The following is a 16,386-nucleotide window of genomic DNA, read 5'->3' as shown; positions in this document are numbered from 1 at the left end:
CCAGTGCCCGCGGTACAGATACTCGCCGGCATCTATGACATCAGACATGTAAGAGATAGTTCTTAGTAGCACGCATAGTATGAAAGACTGCTAAGGCCCTAAGGATATATGGAAGCAAGATTGGATGGACAAAGGCCGATCTACGAACAGTGCCTGCAGAGCAAAGCGACTAAATCAGTTTGACAGTCAAGATATCGGTAGAAGAGCGAATATATGTTTCAAGCGGACCCTATCAGAACGCTGGTATCAAATTATCCTGTCCTACCTAGGAATGTATACGGCCGATGAGTGATACTCGTCCGCGTGTCTTCCATCTGATTACTCGATTACTTAAGGGAGGCGCCGAGGGCGTTGTCCTTGACATCGCTCTCGGGCTTGAAGACTATCAATTCACTGTCGGCTGTGGAGCGTCCTACGATGACGACCAACTCGCTCACCTCCACGAAAATGGAGTTGACACGGAAGTGTTCTCTCTAATTCGCCACTATAATCCCGTCACAGGCGTTCCTGCAGTGCTATCCGTCGCAAACTATCTACAGAACCACGAGTTCGACATAGTTCACACCCATAGCACCGAAGCCGGTATCATCGGTCGGTTTGCTGCGTCTCTCGCTGGAGTCCCCAATGTCGTTCATACCGTGCATGGTGTCCCCTTCACTGACGACCGGAACACGTTGCTGAACCGTTTCGTACTCGGCTGCGAGCGATCAGCCGCCAGTCGGACCGACCGCATACTCACAAATGCCGACGTGATCGCAGATGAGTATCTTGAACGCGGGATCGGTTCGCCGGAACAGTACACGACGGTTTACATTGGGACTGACTTAGAGACGTTTCAGGACGCTGAACCCGCGACCGATCTCCCGGGTAGTCGACCGCGCGTCGTGATGATCGGTCGCTTGGCAGAGGGGAAGGGGTTCGATATACTTCTCGATAGCGTAGCGTCGATGTCTCACGAGAACCTCTCGGTCTGCCTCGTTGGCGACGGCCCACTCCGTGAGTCGCTTGCAGAGCAGATCCGAAACCGCGGCCTTTCTGATACCGTGTTCCTGACTGGGTTCCGAACGGATATCCCGAACGTTCTCGCAGCCAGTGACATTCTTGTGCTTCCCTCGTTCCGGGAAGGGACACCACGTGTGATCACTGAAGCGATGGCGAGCGGCCTCCCGGTCGTCGCGACGGATATCGCTGGGATTCCGGAGCAGGTCGAGAACGGTGAAACCGGGTATCTTATTCCAACTGGCGACCCTAATGCACTCGCCGACCGCCTCGAAGAACTCCTCGCTAATTCCGAACTCCGAGCACAGATGGGCGCTCGTGGCGCCGACCGCGCGAAGCAGTTCTCGACAGACGCTATGCTTGATGACGTGGCAGCCGCCTATGATACTCTCCTCAAGGATCCCAACTAACAAATCTGTTCTCCAGTAGGGTCCCGCGTATCCGGAAATACCGAAGCCGTAGCTGATTTATTCATCGAGAGTCGATGACTGTCAAATGACGACCGTGGTCCTCGGGTTAGATGGGGGATGCTTCGAATTGATCCAACCGTGGATTGACGATGGTGTCCTCCCGAACTTCGCTGCTCTTACCGAAGAGGGGGTCGCCGAGGATATGCAAAGCTGTCTCCCACCCGTGACATGTCCGAACTGGCAGTGCTACGCAACCGGAACGAACCCAGGAAAACTCGGTGTCTTCTGGTGGGAAGCCGTCGATCGAGACGCACAGAAAATCGAGAATCGAAGTGCTGCTGGCGATTTCGACGGCACACACTACTGGCGACTCATTGACGGGAGCACCGCCGTAATCAACCTCCCAACGTCCTACCCGCCGTCCGAACTCAACGGGATTCACATTGCTGGCGGTCCCGGAGCAGAACAGTCGGGGTACACATACCCAGCCGAACTGGAAACGGAACTGCGAGAACAGTATGATTACGCCGTTCACCCCGAAAAGATGTCTCTTCTCTCCCGTGACGCTCCCGACAACCCCTGCATCGACGAGATATACGACCTGATCGACATGCGCTTCGACGTACTCGAAGACGAACTCTCGACAGGGAACTACGAGACAATCCACGTGACTGTGTTCTATCTAAACGTCCTGCAACATTTCTACTGGGACTGGAACATGGTCAAGCAAGCATGGGAGCGAATCGACAAACGGGTCGGCAACCTCGTCGAGAACGAGGAGCTAGACAACCTCTTCGTAATGTCCGACCATGGTTCAAACGAGATCACGACGACATTTCGAATCAACACTTGGCTCGAGGAGAACGGCTACTTGCACACACACTCCGGCATCAGTGACTACCTTCATCGACTGGGTATTACGAAAGAACGTATCCGTCCCGTCCTCGCCAAAATCGGCGTTGAGTGGTGGGCCCGACGATTGCTCCCCGAGCGCGTTCAGATGTATCTCCCCGACGAGGAAGGGTCAGTAAACAAGAGCGCAAAGGAAGACGTTATCGACTGGGAACAGTCGACGGCTATCGCGAGTGGGCAGGGACCGGTATACCTCTTAGTCGACGACCCGGCAGAGCGAGAACAGCTCGCCAACGAATTGATGGAAGCACTTTCCGGTATTACGGATAATCAGGGGCAGCCAGTCTTCGACGAGGTCCTCTCAGGTGACGACGTCTATACGGGCGAACATCTTGACGACGGCCCCGACATCGTTCTTAATCAAGCTCCTGGCGTCCATATTGAGGGCAAGGTTGGAAGTGATTCCGTCTTCGGATCGCCGAGCAAGTGGCGCGGTGAGAACAAAGACACAGGGATGTTCATAGCACACGGATCGGATATCGATGGTGATGCCGACCTTGCCGACATGCACATCCTCGATATCGCCCCAACGCTTCTCCACCTCCACGGCGAAGATATCCCCCGGCAAATGGACGGGGAGCCTCGTACCGAACTGTTCTTGCCAGAGTCCGAACCAGATAAGCGAGCGGTTGCATATACGGATTCGATCGCCCAGGAAGCCAGGAGAACCGAGACCCCGGACCAAGACGTAACTGGGCGATTAGAAGATCTCGGATATATGGAGTAGCTCGTGGACGAAGACACAGGTGTATTCGTTCTCTCCCTCGATACGGAGCTCGCGTGGGGGATGTTCGACTTAGGCCGCGTCGACGAGTTCGAAGCAGCGTACAGACAGACACCCTCCATCATCGAACACCTCTGTAACCTCTTCGACGAGTACCGAATCCCTGCGACGTGGGCGATCGTCTCACATCTCTTGACTGACTGTGAAGGCGACTCCACACACGTTGGTCAATCTAACCCCGATTTCGAATGGGTTGACGACTGGTTTGGCGCACTTCCCTGCACTGATGGTCTCGACCGCGACCTTTGGTACGCCCCATGGCTACTCGATCGGCTCCGATCGTGCCAAACCGAGCAGGAGATTGGGTTACACGGCGCAACGCACATGCCGCTCGGAGCTGACGGCTGTTCAGCCCAGAACGCACGCGAAGAACTTGGTAGCGCTATTGAAACACTCAATGCGCTCGGCGAGGATCCCCAGACGTTCATCTTCCCGCGGAACGACATCGGCCATCTCGATGTACTTCGAGAGACACAGATGCAGGTGTACCGCGAGGTCGATGCAAGATGGTACGAGACACCACGTCTCCCTAGCGCGTTGAAACCTCCACTTCGTTTCGCCGACGAAGCCCTCCACCAAACCCCCCCAGCAGTCACGCCGTCTGTCCATGACGGCCTTGTGGCAGTTCCCGGATCACAGATCTTCCGTCCTACTCATGGCGGCTGGCAATATACACCTTCGAAAAGCACCGTAAAGCGAGCAGAGAAGGGAATCGAACGCGCGGCTCGAACTGGCGGTGTCTTCCACCTCTGGTTCCATCCGTTCAATCTCGGCCACGAGCCCAAGCGAGATCTCCAACGACTCGAAGACGTACTCGCCGTTGTCGACGAGTTTGCCGACCGGGGACAAATCGAACGACGGTCGATGCAGGAAGTCGCCGAACTCGCGCTCAATGGACGATGGGAGTGACTTATTTGTAGCCCAGAGCGCGCAGTTGCCCCTCTACACCTTGTTCGTCATCGACTTCGGGGATCTCGATATCTTCGGAAGTGGCTTCGATGCTTTCGAATCGCTGGTTTAGGTGCTCACGAAACCGCTCTACCGTATCTGGGTTTCTGTCGGCAACGTTTTCTGTCTCCCCTGGATCATTCGAGAGATTGAAGAGATACTGCGTGCTGTCCCCACCATCATACAGGTATTTCCATTCCTCCGTTCGGAACCCAAATCGGAGGAAATCTTCGCCACGGGCTTCTTTCTCAGTCACGATTACGTCATAGCTCGGCTCATGGCCGTTAAGCACGGGGAGAAGTGATTCGCCGTTTATCCGACTGTCCATCTCTGTTGAGAGATCTGCGTCCGCGAGGTCAAGCATCGTAGGGAGAATATCGATGGTCCGGACCATTGTTTCGACCGTCGCTGGCTGGTCCACTGATGACGAATCAGGGAATCGGATTATTAGCGGCACCCGCGTCAACTCATCGTATGGGAGGTTTCTGTGGCCATAGAGTCCATGCTCTCTAAATTCGTCTCCATGGTCGCCTACAATGATGATTGCAGTGTCTTCCAGCTCGCCGAGTCGGTCAAGCTTGTCTAGGAACGACCCAATCTCTTGGTCCAAGTATTCGACTTCCTTTCGGTAGTTCGTCCATAGTTCCTGGTGCTCGGTGTCGGTTACCTCTTCCGGAGCATTCACCGCTGCTTTTCGCCAGAGGCGTTCCGCCCGGAATTTGTTCCGATAACTGAAATCGTCTCCAGGGAGATACGGGCCGTGAACGTCCATGTACTGCGTCCAGAGGAACCACGGTTCGTCCGTCTCATCTACCCACTCTGTAAGATGCTTATTCACGTTTCGAGCGGGCATATACGGGGTCCGGCGCAGTATTCGCGCAAGCTTATTCGCGTACCTGATGAGGTCATTCGGAGCGTTTTCCACGAAACCGTCGGGATCGATCGGAAGGATATTCTCTTCAAACGTATCGAACCCACGATGAAAGTTTCGGAGACGGGAGACGTTCGGGTTCGAATGAATCGCACCGGTTGTGTAGCCGTTTCGCTGGAACTCCTCCGCTATCGTCGGTTGGTCCTCCTCTAAGTACCAGTGCCCGCCATAATCCAGCGGGTATCGACCGGTGAGCATCGCCGTCATCGATGGAGCAGTGCTGATACCTTGAGAGAAACTCTGTGAGAATGAAACCCCTTCTGCCGCAAGTTCGTCGATATTTGGCGTCTCAAACTCATTCCCAAATACCGCATCATACCGGAGGGAGTCCACGACGAGAAAGAGCACGTTAGTCATGATAGTACCATTTTATTCAACCGCGATAAAATGGCTTGTGTCATCGCGGTCACCATCGAACATTGAAGCGGACATTCGAGAGGCCGACCACACCAATGAGGATGAGTATCGGAACAAACTGTATCCGACGGCGAACCGCAGCGCCGTAGTTCATTTCTACGATCGCGTATGTCGTAATGCCCAGTACCAGGTACGAGAGCAGGAGCGTGAGATAATAGGGCCTGTTTTTGAGCGTCGCAATCCCACGCCGGAGGAACAGCGTCGCAACGAAGAGCATTATAGCGCTTCCCCCAGCTAACACCCCAGTCATCCCCCGGATCTGCCAGGGGAACGGCGAATAGAGGAAGTATAGTATCTTTACTGGAGCGTAGAGTATGACATCAAGCCATGTGTTGTAATGTAGCCCGATAAGGTACGTTGCGGACCCATGAGCACGCCCGTACGCGAACGCGTCTAGGGCCTGTGGTGTGAGAGCGGTTCCATATCCAGTAAAATCATTGAAATTTAGGATGAAGAACGCTGTGAATGGAATCGCGAGCAGCGCGAAGCCAGCAAGATAATAGGGCTTATCGCGACTCTTAATCAGACTGACCACTCCGACCATGGCTGCGATCAGTACGAGATTCTCCTTTCGAAGTACGACCATTGCTAATGTGCAAAGAATAACGAGAATCACTGAGGAGACTGTAATTTCGTTTATCATTCGAGAGGCTGCCCACAATGCTGTAAGCAACACAACTGTTACTACTACCTCTCGCTGAATTACGATTGACCGGTAGAATATCGTCGGCCACAAGAGTACGATTGCAGCAGCTAGCATCGAAGTTCTTCGATCTACCACTTCCCGTGCCAATTTAAAAATAATATATCCTATGAGGAGACTTATTGTTGCAATCCCAATACGGCCAGAAATGGGAGATTTTCCTATAAGAATGTAAAACGGAGAAAGAATATGTGCGATAAATATTCGCATGGGGGTGAGACTAGATAGAACGCCAAGAAACTGGCCACTTGTCCAAGCAGATACTAATTGAATCGCGTGCTGATTGTGGCCTGTCGCAATTGGTGGGGAGGGGAGAAGGCCAATTTTAGAGTCAACTAATATAACAAAAAGGCGAAGAAGGTAAGCAACAGAGAAGATCGATGCGACATAATTGTCGAAGTGAAGAGCCAGATAGCCAGCTACAATGGTGAGAAGCGTTAGCACTACAACTGTTACAATAGGCGGTAATAGGGTAAGAATTCCAAATACTGCACTGATGAATACAAAGACTGGTACATTGAGCGGACTATAATGCCGGGAGCTATTCTTCAGCATATCCGGTTGTAAAGGGGCAGTAAGTTGGTTGAAACTATATTTTTATAATCGTATTCTTCTACTGAGCTACGAGAAGATTCTGCCATTTCTTCACGCTCTTCAGGATTATTTATTAATTTTTCCATTGCGTTCGCGTATTCTGTAGATAGTTCTGGACATAGAATCCCATTTTCTCCATCAATGACAAACCTTTCGTTCCCTGCTGTGGCTGTCGCGATCACCGGCAGTCCAGAAGCAAGAAATTCTACTGTTTTTATCGGAGGTTGAATCTTGAAAGGTCGGCGATCTGGGATGTGGGAAATGCCGATATCAAAGGTACGTACGTACTTTGGAACCTGCTTAAAAGCTACTTCTCCAGTGAAGATTACCGCCTCATCGCAGTCAAGAGTTGATGCATATTGCGTAAGTCGGTCGTAATCATTTCCTCCACCGATGATAACTAATTTTGCTCTTGGATAAGTCCCATTTATCTTTGCAAAAGCCTCAATTATTGTATCTATTCTTCTTACCTCATTGAGAACCCCTGTATATCCGAAAACGATATCATTCGGGTCAAGTCCCAGCTTTTCTCTTATCTCTTCTTGCTTGCCAGGATAGAATCTATCAAAGTCTGCACCTAGTGGGATAATATCAATATCCTCAGATGTACCAAAGATATCTTTCGCCATCAGTGGATCAATCGTCGCCATATTCTCTACAAGCTTGTTTTGGATATTAAGAACGGATTTCGATATTAAACTGAATATCCTGTTACTAGTCGCTAGGCTTCGAACGTCGGCTACTACTCCATCCGGGCTCTTCTTGCCGGGGAGTGGCTTCAAAACCGCTCCTAGTCCAGGAAATGCGTTCATATGTAGGACGTCAATAGAATTGTTCTGCTGTATCTGGTTAACCGTTTGTAACCCGTTATACCCAAAACGAGTCGCTGCTAAGGACTTCTTTCCCAAATCAGATGTCTGAATATAATAGACATTGATTCCTTGAATGGTTGTCTTTTCTACTTGATTCTCATTCGTCGTTGCTGCGATAACGCTTACCTCATGGCCCTTATCCACCAGTATTCGTGCGTATTCGTTCAGTGCAGTCCCATTATTCCGAGGAAACTCTTGATGGAATAGATAGCAAATATGCAATGTTTGGTTGGTACACCGAGACCGGATTAATGCTTGTGGTTTCTATCATTCTCCGATGTTTACTTATATGTCTTATCACAACTCTCATTGTATCGGTTCTCTTTAGCCCGTTTATGAACACGTATTCGCGAATTCGCCGTGCACTCGACAGTCCTGTGCTTTTTCTCCGTCACGTAAACCGCCTCTACCATCGACGTCTGGGAACGCGAGATTGCAATACGTCCGGGACCTATATCTTCGAGGAAGACTGGGATAGTCTACTCATTCTTGATGCTTGCCGGTACGACATGTTTGAGCGGCGCTCAGAACTTCCAGGCCAGCTGGAATCCCGAGTGTCGAGGGGGTCAGCAACAACTGAATTCCTCAGCGCCAATCTCAACGGTCGAGATCTCCGCGATACTGTGTATGTAACAGCAAATCCTCAGTTCTATCAGAACCAAGAAACAATCGATACGACATTCCACAAGGTTATCCAAGTCTGGCAGCGCGAGGGATGGGATGAGGAGTACGGGACTGTTCTCCCGGAGACCGTCACGAAGTACGCGAACCGAGCGGCAGAACAGTATCCGAACAAGCGACTCTTAGTGCACTATATGCAGCCCCACTACCCGTTCATCGACTCCGCAACACAGTTCGACAAGCAACATTTGACGGGTGAGGATCGGACTGGGAACGTCTGGGATAAATTGATCACGGGCGAAATCGACATCAGCCCAGACGAGATTTGGCGCATGTACGAGGATAATCTGGACCGGGCCCTTCCGCACATCGAGAAGCTAATGACGGAACTAGACGGTAAAACGGTGGTCACTGGCGACCATGGGAATATGGTTGGAGAACGTTCTTCTCCCATCGCGATTTCTGAGTGGGGCCACCCTCGGGGCATGTATACACCAGAACTTGTCACCGTTCCCTGGCTAGTCTTTGAGAATGGCCCACGCCGAGAAATCCGCGCTGACGACCCGAGTACCGACACTGAAAACGTCAGTAGTGATGTTGTCGCAGAACGACTTCGAGACCTGGGATACGCAGAGTAAATCTATTTTATCGCTTCGACGAGAGCCGCGTCAAGGTCATCGAATCCGAGTCGCCAAATTACGATACCAAATAGGCCGAGGGCCACTGCACCGGCAAGAATCGCGCGGGGGAGGCTGCTAATCGGCAGCAGCTTCCCAAGGAAGAGCACAACGATTGAGGCCGCAATAGCGATTCCACCTTTCCAATACCGTCGAGAGTACGGATGTATTTCGAGAAAGTACCAGACTTCCGCAAGTCGGAGGATGTTCATCGTAGCCAGCGATATTCCTGTAGCGATGGCAGCACCAAGAATCCCGTATGTCTGAATCAAGACGACGTTGAGCACGAGGTTGAGGAGTGCTGCCAACCCGTTGTTGACGAGGGTGAGACGCTCATAGTCGGTCATTATGAGGAGGTAGCCAGTGGGGCCAACAATGGCGCTAATCATTTGGCCAGCGGCAAGGATTATGAGAGCAGTTTGAGCGGATCGTGCGTCTGTTCCGAAAATCGAGAGGATATCCGCTGCGTAAATGGCAACAAATGCGAATCCGAGTACAGTTAGGTACGTTACCCAACGCGTCACCGCAGTGTATACGCGGTTCAACTCTGCTCGCTTTCCGGAGTCGTGGAGTTCGGAGGCAAGAGGGGGAAAAACCGAGTTTGCCGATTGTAGCACGATGAGAAGAAGGACGGATGTCTGGTATGCCGCCTGATACCGCCCGATCGGCGTTGCGGGGACGAAGACGCCGAGGACGAGGATATCCGTCCAAGAGACGAGGTACTGTATGCTTGCGGCGAATGTAAGCGGGAGTGCGAAAGCAAGTATCTCCCGATATTCGAAGACGGGTTGAACGTCGAATCGGAGTGCGTCTTCACGCAGGAGGAAAACAACGGCAAGCCCAACTCCGATAACTATCGAAGCCAGATAGCCCACGACAAGCGCGTTCAGGTCCGAAAAGATGAACGCCCCGATTGCGATGAGCACGATACCGACACCGGATTGCCCGAAGTCTCGGATGTAAACCGAGTATTTCGTTTCATTCAGTCCATACGTTGCATTCACACCGACCATCATCACGGCAAAGAGCGGGATCCCGGCGATGAACAACTGCGTCGTCGGATCAAACGTTACTCCAACTGTTGAATGGATGACTCCTCGCCCGAAGTAGAGAAGTACGGCGACAATAGTACCAACAAGGAGAGGAATCAAAAGACAGAGAAGAACAGTTCCGTTTAGTCTCTCTGCGTCATCCTGTCCTCGGTAAATGGGGATATATTTGTTCGCTGCACTGTCTAATCCAACGCGTGCGAATACCCCCGCACCCTTCATCACGACCATCCCAAACGCGAATATACCGAGCGCATCAAGCCCTAAGCCTCGCGCTATCGTGACACTGAATCCGTACCGGAATCCACGACCGATAAGGCCGCCGAGGAACGCGATTGAAACCAGTTTTGTTATACTGTCACGCATATCGAGGAGGTGATATCGATATAAACCACTACTATAGGAATACGTCTTGTGAAGAGATTGTATTACTACTTGATCGAGCCAAATTCCACCAACCAAAGACTGGTCAGATTTACTAAGATCACTAGCCACCAGAAGTTCCTACTCTCATCTATTTTATAGTCTCGGTACTCGTCCGAGAGCGTGTATTCCGCCCGAACTGGCCACAGTCGTCCCTACGCATCATCCACATATACCGCTACGTGCTCGTGCAGCTCTGCATCGGGATCATGAATGAACCAGTGACGGAGGCCATCGATGACGACTGACCAAACACATATTGAGCCGACTGACGCCACGTACCGAAGCTTCTGCCAGATCTCGTCTGCAACAACACCCACGTAGTCCGCAACGCCCTCGACCGTTCCAGCCGTGTCCAGCGCTATCGGCTCCCGGTGGTCCCCAGCGAGTTCCAGAACTACCACGGGGACTTTGCTACGGACCATCGGGATCCCCGCCTCGCAGTCGCTGACCAGCTCGTCAGACCCGTCCTGCGAGCACACATCGTCTCCCGCACTCAACCTCTGGCCGATCACTGCGTCGATTGCAGCGTTCACCGTCTCATCGCCGCCACCACTTCGCCAAGACCCAGACGTCGCGGTCATCACACTGCCCGCTCGATTCGACGCATCCACTTATTACGAATCGTATGCTCGACAGCCGCCCCAAATCCGCAGCTGGTGCCATACCAGTGCACGTGGACTCCCACCAGCGCCGTTTCTGGTCGGCCGACAGTTGAGCTCATACTATAGCCTCAGAATCTGTCCGAGCGCCCCACTTGGGTGTCGAACCGAAACCGACCGCGGACTGTCCTGTAGAGTTCCATCCGCCGACATCCACGGAACCCTCGGGGCCGCCCTCCCTCGCCGGAACGAGGACGCTCACTGACTCACGGCGTCGCCGTTCGTCTCCCGCGGTCGCACGCGACCGCGCGTCGTTCGCTGTGTTCCGGGCACGGCGGAGCCGTGCCGGGCTTTCACCCATCCGGCACTCGGGCGGCCCCGCGGGATGCTCACGATACCGCCACCGCACAAGATGTCCCCCGCCGCCGGGAGTGACAGCAGCGCAACCTGACAAACCCACTATCGACGTTGCGCTACGGCAACGAGTAGCTAACCAACGCGGATCACCAATAGTGTTGGTTAGCAACAGCTCGCCCAGTATATCGTGCTAACCAACCATACCCGAGCATCCTTGCTCCAATTTATTCACTCTGTGAGAGCAAGATCTCCACCTCGAACTTGTCGAGAGTGTTGCTGACGAGATTCGCAGTCTCCAGCGTTTAGCACCCGATTGACATCCTCCTCCGCTTGAAGGCGGAGGAATCCCGAGCGGTGGGAGTTTCAGGTCTGCAACCAGGGTCGCCGCCACTTTACGGGAACTCGTTTCACCCAGTCGTCGTGGTCGGTGGCTGTCTGGCGGTGCCAACCCGCCGGTACTCCTATCCTTCATCGTATTCGGACTTTCTGTGTTATTTTTGCCACAGAGAGTCCGGCAGACTTCAACGACTCGGAGGTATCTTCGAGGCTTTGCTCAACCGACGGGCACGAAAGACAAACCCTTCGAGGATTCGCGTTCACCGCGTCGGCGTTTCGGATACTGTCTCATTAGTGGCGGGTAGACCGCCTCCGAAGGTCGTTCGGAATCCGCTCCGTTCCGACCTGACCTTGCTCCCTGCGACAAAGTGGCACTACTTGGACATTGCGGAGTGGAAACTCTGGCGTGCTATCGAGTGGTAGATTGTCTCGAGTAGTGTCAGAGTCATCCTGCGGCTAAAGCCGCAGGTATTCTCCTTGATTCTGTATAATTGTGCTTGGTCAAACTCTATTCGGATTATTTCACTCTAATTCGCGATTTAAAAACTAACTCGGAATCGGGTGTGTCTTTGTTTCGTCGCCTGTGCCAGTGTCAATGGATCTCCAACAACTATTTGCATCAATGTGGGAATCGCTCTCAACTACCGTCCTGACATCTCTAACTCGGAAATCGGTGGGTCCATACTGGATTCAAAGTTACCTTCTCTTCCTTTCTCGCGGTCGAATTCACTGTGTAGAGACCATCTCTAACTCGGAGTCAAGTCCCAAGATTTTTGATGTGGTTCGGTGAAACGACCCTCATGGACGGTAACGAGAGCGGTGACCTGGAGGAGCCTGACGAACTCTTCCAGACCGTCGATGAAACCGGCGGGGACGATATTTTTGCGAATCGCGAACTTCTCAATATCGACCACGTCCCCGACGAGAATCGAATCGTCGGCCGGGATAAACACATCACGGAACTCGCAAACGAGGTCGGCCCTGCGGTGACTGGCTCTCCCCCCAACTCTGTCATTCTGTATGGAAAAACCGGCTCTGGAAAATCACTCGTCGCAAACCACGTCATGGAACGTGCTTGGAATGAAGCTGACCGACGGGGGAAGCGGTTAGCGACGGTAACAGTTGACTGTGCGCAGGCGAAGGGGGAAGCCGACACAATCCAGACGATCGCCGAATCGATCAACACGCCATCTTCTGGTGTGAAAGTACCGACACGAGGGATTTCTACAAACGAGTATTATAACCGCCTCTGGAATATCCTCAACCAAGAGTACGATGCAGCACTCATCACACTCGACGAGGTGGATCGGCTCGGCGACGATAACGTGTTGATGCTTCTTTCCAGGGCTCGCGAAGCCGGGAAAGTTGACGTCCCTATCGGCATCATTTCCATCTCGAACAAGGTGAATTTCCGCGAGCAGATGACTGAACGGGTCAAGAGTAGCCTCGGTCACAATGAAACCATCTTCGACCCGTACGATGGCGAGCAGCTCCGGGAAATCCTCGAAAACCGCAAGGATGCATTCCACGACGGGGTCCTCAACCCCGGTGTCATCCCGAAAACGGCTGCGTTGGCAGCCCAACGGCACGGTGACGCTCGGAAAGCGATTCGTCTCCTCCGTCACGCAGGCGACTACGCGAAAAACAATAACATCGGTGAAGTTACAGAAGATCACCTTGAACTTGCCCAAGAACAAGCCGAAGTCGAACGGCTGAAAGAACTAATCGCCGGGCTCCCACCACACAGTAAGTACATCCTTTACGCGCTCGCAAATCTAACTAACAACGCCGAAGACAATGTCTGGTTCCGGACGACCGTTATTTACGATATCTACAAGAAGGTCTGTAACGTCGAAGGGACAGACACGCTCACAACTGATACAATTCGAGGGTTGCTCAGCGAGCTCGCATTCCTTGAGGTGACGGAATCGAACCAAGAACACGGCGGGATGGGTAAGGGGACCTACAAGGAGCATCGGCTCCTCTGGGAACCCAATGTCGTCTTCAAGATGGATCCTGATCCAGCGCATGTCGACATTGACCAGTAGCTATGCTTGTGCAGGCCGGCCTCGATTACGACGTCGTCCGAGATGAACTCGAAGCCCAGATCGAACGCCTTGGTAACGACCAGTTCGCCACGTTCGCGAACGAGGCCCTGGTCGAACTCGAGAAGCGGTACGGGGTGTCCACGCCGATCGAAGACCGCGTCCAAGAGCTTACGCATAGGTACTATCGGGGACTCGAAATCTTCCAGACACTCGACGAATCGATAACCGTCAATGAACTGGCCGCCGAACTGGAGCTGGATACCGACGAAGTTCACGACCGGCTCGCGTATCTCTCAACGTTCGACCGGATCCGTAGAGATGGCGACACAGTCCGTTCCGTGGAGTAGTCCGGTCACGACTACGCACCATTCCTCGACGCCGAGGACGTCTGCCAGTTCATGGTCGCGCCGAAACTACCGACCTGACCGCGCTCTTAATCGAAAAGCTCCGGACATAGTGGTGTGTCGCTAACCAACACTTCGGTGGACAGCTCGCTAACTGTTGGTTAGTCAATTTTCTGTCCCCTTGGCGGAGTGAGGGGTCGACCTCTCGTGACATAATGGATGAAACGATTCCAGAGTACGAACGGCTCGAGCGCCGCCAGCTAACCAACGACCGCGACAGAGGAACGGATCCACTGTCTCTCGACGAGTCTGTAGCACACGATCTCGTCGAGGACCTCCGTGCTGCGGGAGTGGTCGATGTCAGTCCACCGGAGCAACTACTCGCTCACTCGCCGTCAGGAGAAGTCTTCGAGTCGAATCAAGCGATTGCGTACTTCCACGCGGGCTGGGAGGCTGCAAGCGAGTAGCCCATCTAGTTTCTCTTGCAGATGACGTGTCGTCTCAGTATGTTAGTTTGACGAAATGTTTATATCCATTGCGATTAATCACGATAGACTATGGGTGAGAGTGTCTCATGGGGTGTGCTGGGAGCATCGAACATGGACAGGGTCCTCGATATGTTCGCCAAGCGCCAGCGGCGCTTGATTTTGTTTGCCCTCCAAGATGGAGCGACGAAACACGAGTCTGACTTCGTGTTTCGCGGCGCAGGCAGCGCAGATGATCCGCAGCTCCAGCTGATCCATACTCACCTCCCAAAACTGGCTGAGGCAGGCTATATCGAGTGGCACCGCGAGACGGGTGAGGTCTCGAAGGGACCTCGGTATGACGAGATCGAGCCATTACTCGATTTAATCGAAAATCACGCAGACGAACTCCCGCCTAACTGGCCCTAACCTATCTTCAAGAGGGACCGAGCAGCGGATATTTTCTGTCCTATTGAGGGATCTGCTTCTTCCTATAGCAATGCGTCCAGGTAGTCTCTATATTAGTTGGAGTCCGCACTGAGCGTTCGCCTTTCGGCAGCAGCGCCGCAGTCTCTCACCGCTCATACAGCGCTACAGCGTGAATTTTCTGCCTCCCGAGGGAGGTGCGGGGGCGTACCCGAGAGTGCGTCCCAACAGAACTCAATGGCGACGATCCAAATCGATCTTCCTGATGCAGAGACGTCTGGCCAGCAAACTACGCACTCTTTCGACGATTCAGACACCCGAGTCGACGATATGCGTGACCAACTCGATTCCTGGGTCGAGGACCTCGCTGAACTGACCGACGAGGCCCAGGTCAGCGAGCAGTTCCAGCAGTGGCTGGAGGTGCAGAGCAAGTTCCACGATTACTCGGCTCGGAACACGCTGCTCATCCAGTTGCAGTGTCCTAACGCGACTAAGGTCGCCGGGTACAACACGTGGCAAGCAGAGTTCGACCGGCACGTCCAGCAAGGCGAGGACGCGATCTGGATTTGGGCACCCATCATCACCAACAAATGTCCCGAGTGTGGGAACGCACCATCGTATCACGCGAATACGGAGTGTGAGTACGACGAGACCGAGCCCGACGAGTGGTCCCGAGGCCTGGTTGGGTTTCGGCCGACATCGGTGTTTGATATCTCCCAGACTGAGGGCGAACCACTGCTCGAGCTCGAAACCGAAGTGTATGGTGATGCAGACGGCCTCGTCGAGGACCTGTTGGCTGCAACCGATGCCATCGGCGTGGATGCAACTATCGTCGCTCCCGATGAGTGGGAGCACGGGTCCGCACGTGGAGTGTGTGAACGACGGAGTCCGATAACGACGAACCCGGTCGTGGAAGTAATCGACCGCGAGAACCGCGCGGATCTTGCGAGTACGCTCATCCACGAGTTTGCCCACGCGACCATGCACTTCGAGCGTGAACCCGGCGAGGAGAAATCCCGCTTGGAGGTCGAGGTTGAGGCGGTGGCCTACATCGTCGGTCGGCACTTCGGCTTGGACCCGGACAACTCGGCGTTCTATCTGGTCGCGTGGGACGAAGACGCGCCAGCGACGGTTCGAGACCGGTTGGATCGGATTTCGAGTACGGCGGCTGAGTTAATCGATGCTATTGAGGATTAGGCTACGAGGGCTTTCTCGTTGGTCTCAGCAAATATTCCGCCGTGTACAAACGTACCACCAGTGTTGCGTGGTTTTCAGCGGAAACAGTGGTGTGTCTGGACAGAAGGGCACTAGTTCTCTATACGATTTGCGTGGAACTGCCGTTCTGTAGTAGCGGGTAGATGCTCTCAGAATTGTTCGGCTGTATCGATGCCAATGACGACACCCTCTTCGTCTGGCGCGAAATTATCGTTGCCGTGGATCGATTTCGCGAACAGGAGTTTGGCCTGCTC

General features: G+C 53.3%; 13 protein-coding genes and 1 pseudogene. 9 read left to right on the top strand and 5 right to left on the bottom strand.

The window, feature by feature from the left end:
* Positions 1-284: 284 nt before the first annotated feature.
* The 3 genes from EGH23_RS17320 to EGH23_RS17310 all read left to right on the top strand — a co-directional run bounded on the left by EGH23_RS17320 (position 285) and on the right by EGH23_RS17310 (position 4,014).
* Entirely contained in the window at positions 285-1,409 is a 1,125-nt protein-coding gene (locus EGH23_RS17320; protein ID WP_220581234.1) for a glycosyltransferase family 4 protein, read from the top strand.
* Between the two features lie 85 nt (positions 1,410-1,494).
* Complete coding sequence (locus EGH23_RS17315; RefSeq protein WP_220581233.1) at positions 1,495-3,048, top strand: alkaline phosphatase family protein; 1,554 nt, start codon at positions 1,495-1,497, stop codon at positions 3,046-3,048.
* A 3-nt stretch (positions 3,049-3,051) separates the two neighbouring features.
* Positions 3,052-4,014 carry a polysaccharide deacetylase family protein gene (locus tag EGH23_RS17310; protein WP_220581232.1) on the top strand — a complete coding sequence of 321 codons (963 nt, stop codon included), beginning with the start codon at positions 3,052-3,054 and terminating at the stop codon, positions 4,012-4,014.
* A 1-nt stretch (position 4,015) separates the two neighbouring features.
* On the opposite strand, the gene EGH23_RS17305 is transcribed toward EGH23_RS17310, so the two are convergent.
* From EGH23_RS17305 to EGH23_RS27070, 3 genes are read right to left on the bottom strand one after another with little or no spacing between them, the layout of a single operon-like run.
* Positions 4,016-5,341: a sulfatase family protein gene (locus EGH23_RS17305; RefSeq protein ID WP_220581231.1), complete on the bottom strand. Its 1,326-nt coding sequence runs from the start codon at positions 5,339-5,341 to the stop codon at positions 4,016-4,018.
* Positions 5,342-5,390: 49 nt separating this feature from the next.
* Positions 5,391-6,659 carry a glycosyltransferase family 39 protein gene (locus tag EGH23_RS17300; protein WP_220581230.1) on the bottom strand — a complete coding sequence of 423 codons (1,269 nt, stop codon included), beginning with the start codon at positions 6,657-6,659 and terminating at the stop codon, positions 5,391-5,393.
* Positions 6,653-7,714, bottom strand: coding sequence for a glycosyltransferase family 4 protein (locus tag EGH23_RS27070; protein WP_220581229.1), 1,062 nt, complete (start codon positions 7,712-7,714; stop codon positions 6,653-6,655). The genes EGH23_RS17300 and EGH23_RS27070 overlap by 7 nt, the downstream gene beginning before the upstream one ends.
* A 365-nt stretch (positions 7,715-8,079) precedes the next feature.
* On the opposite strand from EGH23_RS27070, the gene EGH23_RS17290 reads away from it, so the two are divergent.
* Complete coding sequence (locus EGH23_RS17290; protein ID WP_328766321.1) at positions 8,080-8,829, top strand: alkaline phosphatase family protein; 750 nt, start codon at positions 8,080-8,082, stop codon at positions 8,827-8,829.
* A 2-nt stretch (positions 8,830-8,831) separates the two neighbouring features.
* Here the strand turns inward: EGH23_RS17290 and EGH23_RS17285 are convergent, their stop codons facing one another.
* Together EGH23_RS17285 and EGH23_RS17280 are read right to left on the bottom strand one after the other, a co-directional pair.
* A complete protein-coding gene (locus EGH23_RS17285) occupies positions 8,832-10,283 on the bottom strand; it encodes an oligosaccharide flippase family protein (RefSeq protein ID WP_220581227.1) in 1,452 nt (483 codons plus the stop codon).
* Positions 10,284-10,495: 212 nt separating this feature from the next.
* Positions 10,496-10,924, bottom strand: a complete 429-nt coding sequence (locus tag EGH23_RS17280) for a hypothetical protein (RefSeq protein WP_220581226.1) — start codon at positions 10,922-10,924, stop codon at positions 10,496-10,498.
* A 1,511-nt stretch (positions 10,925-12,435) separates the two neighbouring features.
* On the opposite strand from EGH23_RS17280, the gene EGH23_RS17275 reads away from it, so the two are divergent.
* The 5 genes and pseudogenes from EGH23_RS17275 to EGH23_RS17255 all read left to right on the top strand — a co-directional run bounded on the left by EGH23_RS17275 (position 12,436) and on the right by EGH23_RS17255 (position 16,114).
* Entirely contained in the window at positions 12,436-13,683 is a 1,248-nt protein-coding gene (locus EGH23_RS17275; RefSeq protein ID WP_220581225.1) for an orc1/cdc6 family replication initiation protein, read from the top strand.
* 2 nt (positions 13,684-13,685) lie between these two features.
* Positions 13,686-14,030: pseudogene (locus EGH23_RS17270) on the top strand (hypothetical protein); the annotation flags it as partial.
* Positions 14,031-14,242: 212 nt separating this feature from the next.
* Entirely contained in the window at positions 14,243-14,494 is a 252-nt protein-coding gene (locus tag EGH23_RS17265) for a DUF8069 family protein (protein ID WP_220581223.1), read from the top strand.
* A 90-nt stretch (positions 14,495-14,584) separates the two neighbouring features.
* A complete protein-coding gene (locus tag EGH23_RS17260) occupies positions 14,585-14,920 on the top strand; it encodes a DUF7344 domain-containing protein (RefSeq protein WP_236044910.1) in 336 nt (111 codons plus the stop codon).
* A 234-nt stretch (positions 14,921-15,154) separates the two neighbouring features.
* Positions 15,155-16,114 carry an ArdC-like ssDNA-binding domain-containing protein gene (locus tag EGH23_RS17255; protein WP_220581222.1) on the top strand — a complete coding sequence of 320 codons (960 nt, stop codon included), beginning with the start codon at positions 15,155-15,157 and terminating at the stop codon, positions 16,112-16,114.
* The last annotated feature ends 272 nt before the right edge of the window (positions 16,115-16,386 follow it).

The organism is Haloarcula nitratireducens (assembly GCF_019599505.1).
This window is presented reverse-complemented; position numbering and strand designations above follow the sequence as displayed.

Excerpts from the sequence above, each read along its gene's own strand:
- EGH23_RS17320 (WP_220581234.1), top strand. The coding sequence starts at position 285 with ATGAGTGATACTCGTCCGCGTGTCTTCCATCTGATTACTCGATTACTT.
- EGH23_RS17315 (WP_220581233.1), top strand. The coding sequence starts at position 1,495 with ATGACGACCGTGGTCCTCGGGTTAGATGGGGGATGCTTCGAATTGATC.
- EGH23_RS17305 (WP_220581231.1), bottom strand. The coding sequence starts at position 5,341 with ATGACTAACGTGCTCTTTCTCGTCGTGGACTCCCTCCGGTATGATGCG.
- EGH23_RS17300 (WP_220581230.1), bottom strand. The coding sequence starts at position 6,659 with ATGCTGAAGAATAGCTCCCGGCATTATAGTCCGCTCAATGTACCAGTC.
- EGH23_RS17290 (WP_328766321.1), top strand. The coding sequence starts at position 8,080 with ATGTTTGAGCGGCGCTCAGAACTTCCAGGCCAGCTGGAATCCCGAGTG.
- EGH23_RS17285 (WP_220581227.1), bottom strand. The coding sequence starts at position 10,283 with ATGCGTGACAGTATAACAAAACTGGTTTCAATCGCGTTCCTCGGCGGC.
- EGH23_RS17280 (WP_220581226.1), bottom strand. The coding sequence starts at position 10,924 with ATGACCGCGACGTCTGGGTCTTGGCGAAGTGGTGGCGGCGATGAGACG.
- EGH23_RS17275 (WP_220581225.1), top strand. The coding sequence starts at position 12,436 with ATGGACGGTAACGAGAGCGGTGACCTGGAGGAGCCTGACGAACTCTTC.
- EGH23_RS17265 (WP_220581223.1), top strand. The coding sequence starts at position 14,243 with ATGGATGAAACGATTCCAGAGTACGAACGGCTCGAGCGCCGCCAGCTA.
- EGH23_RS17260 (WP_236044910.1), top strand. The coding sequence starts at position 14,585 with ATGGGTGAGAGTGTCTCATGGGGTGTGCTGGGAGCATCGAACATGGAC.
- EGH23_RS17255 (WP_220581222.1), top strand. The coding sequence starts at position 15,155 with ATGGCGACGATCCAAATCGATCTTCCTGATGCAGAGACGTCTGGCCAG.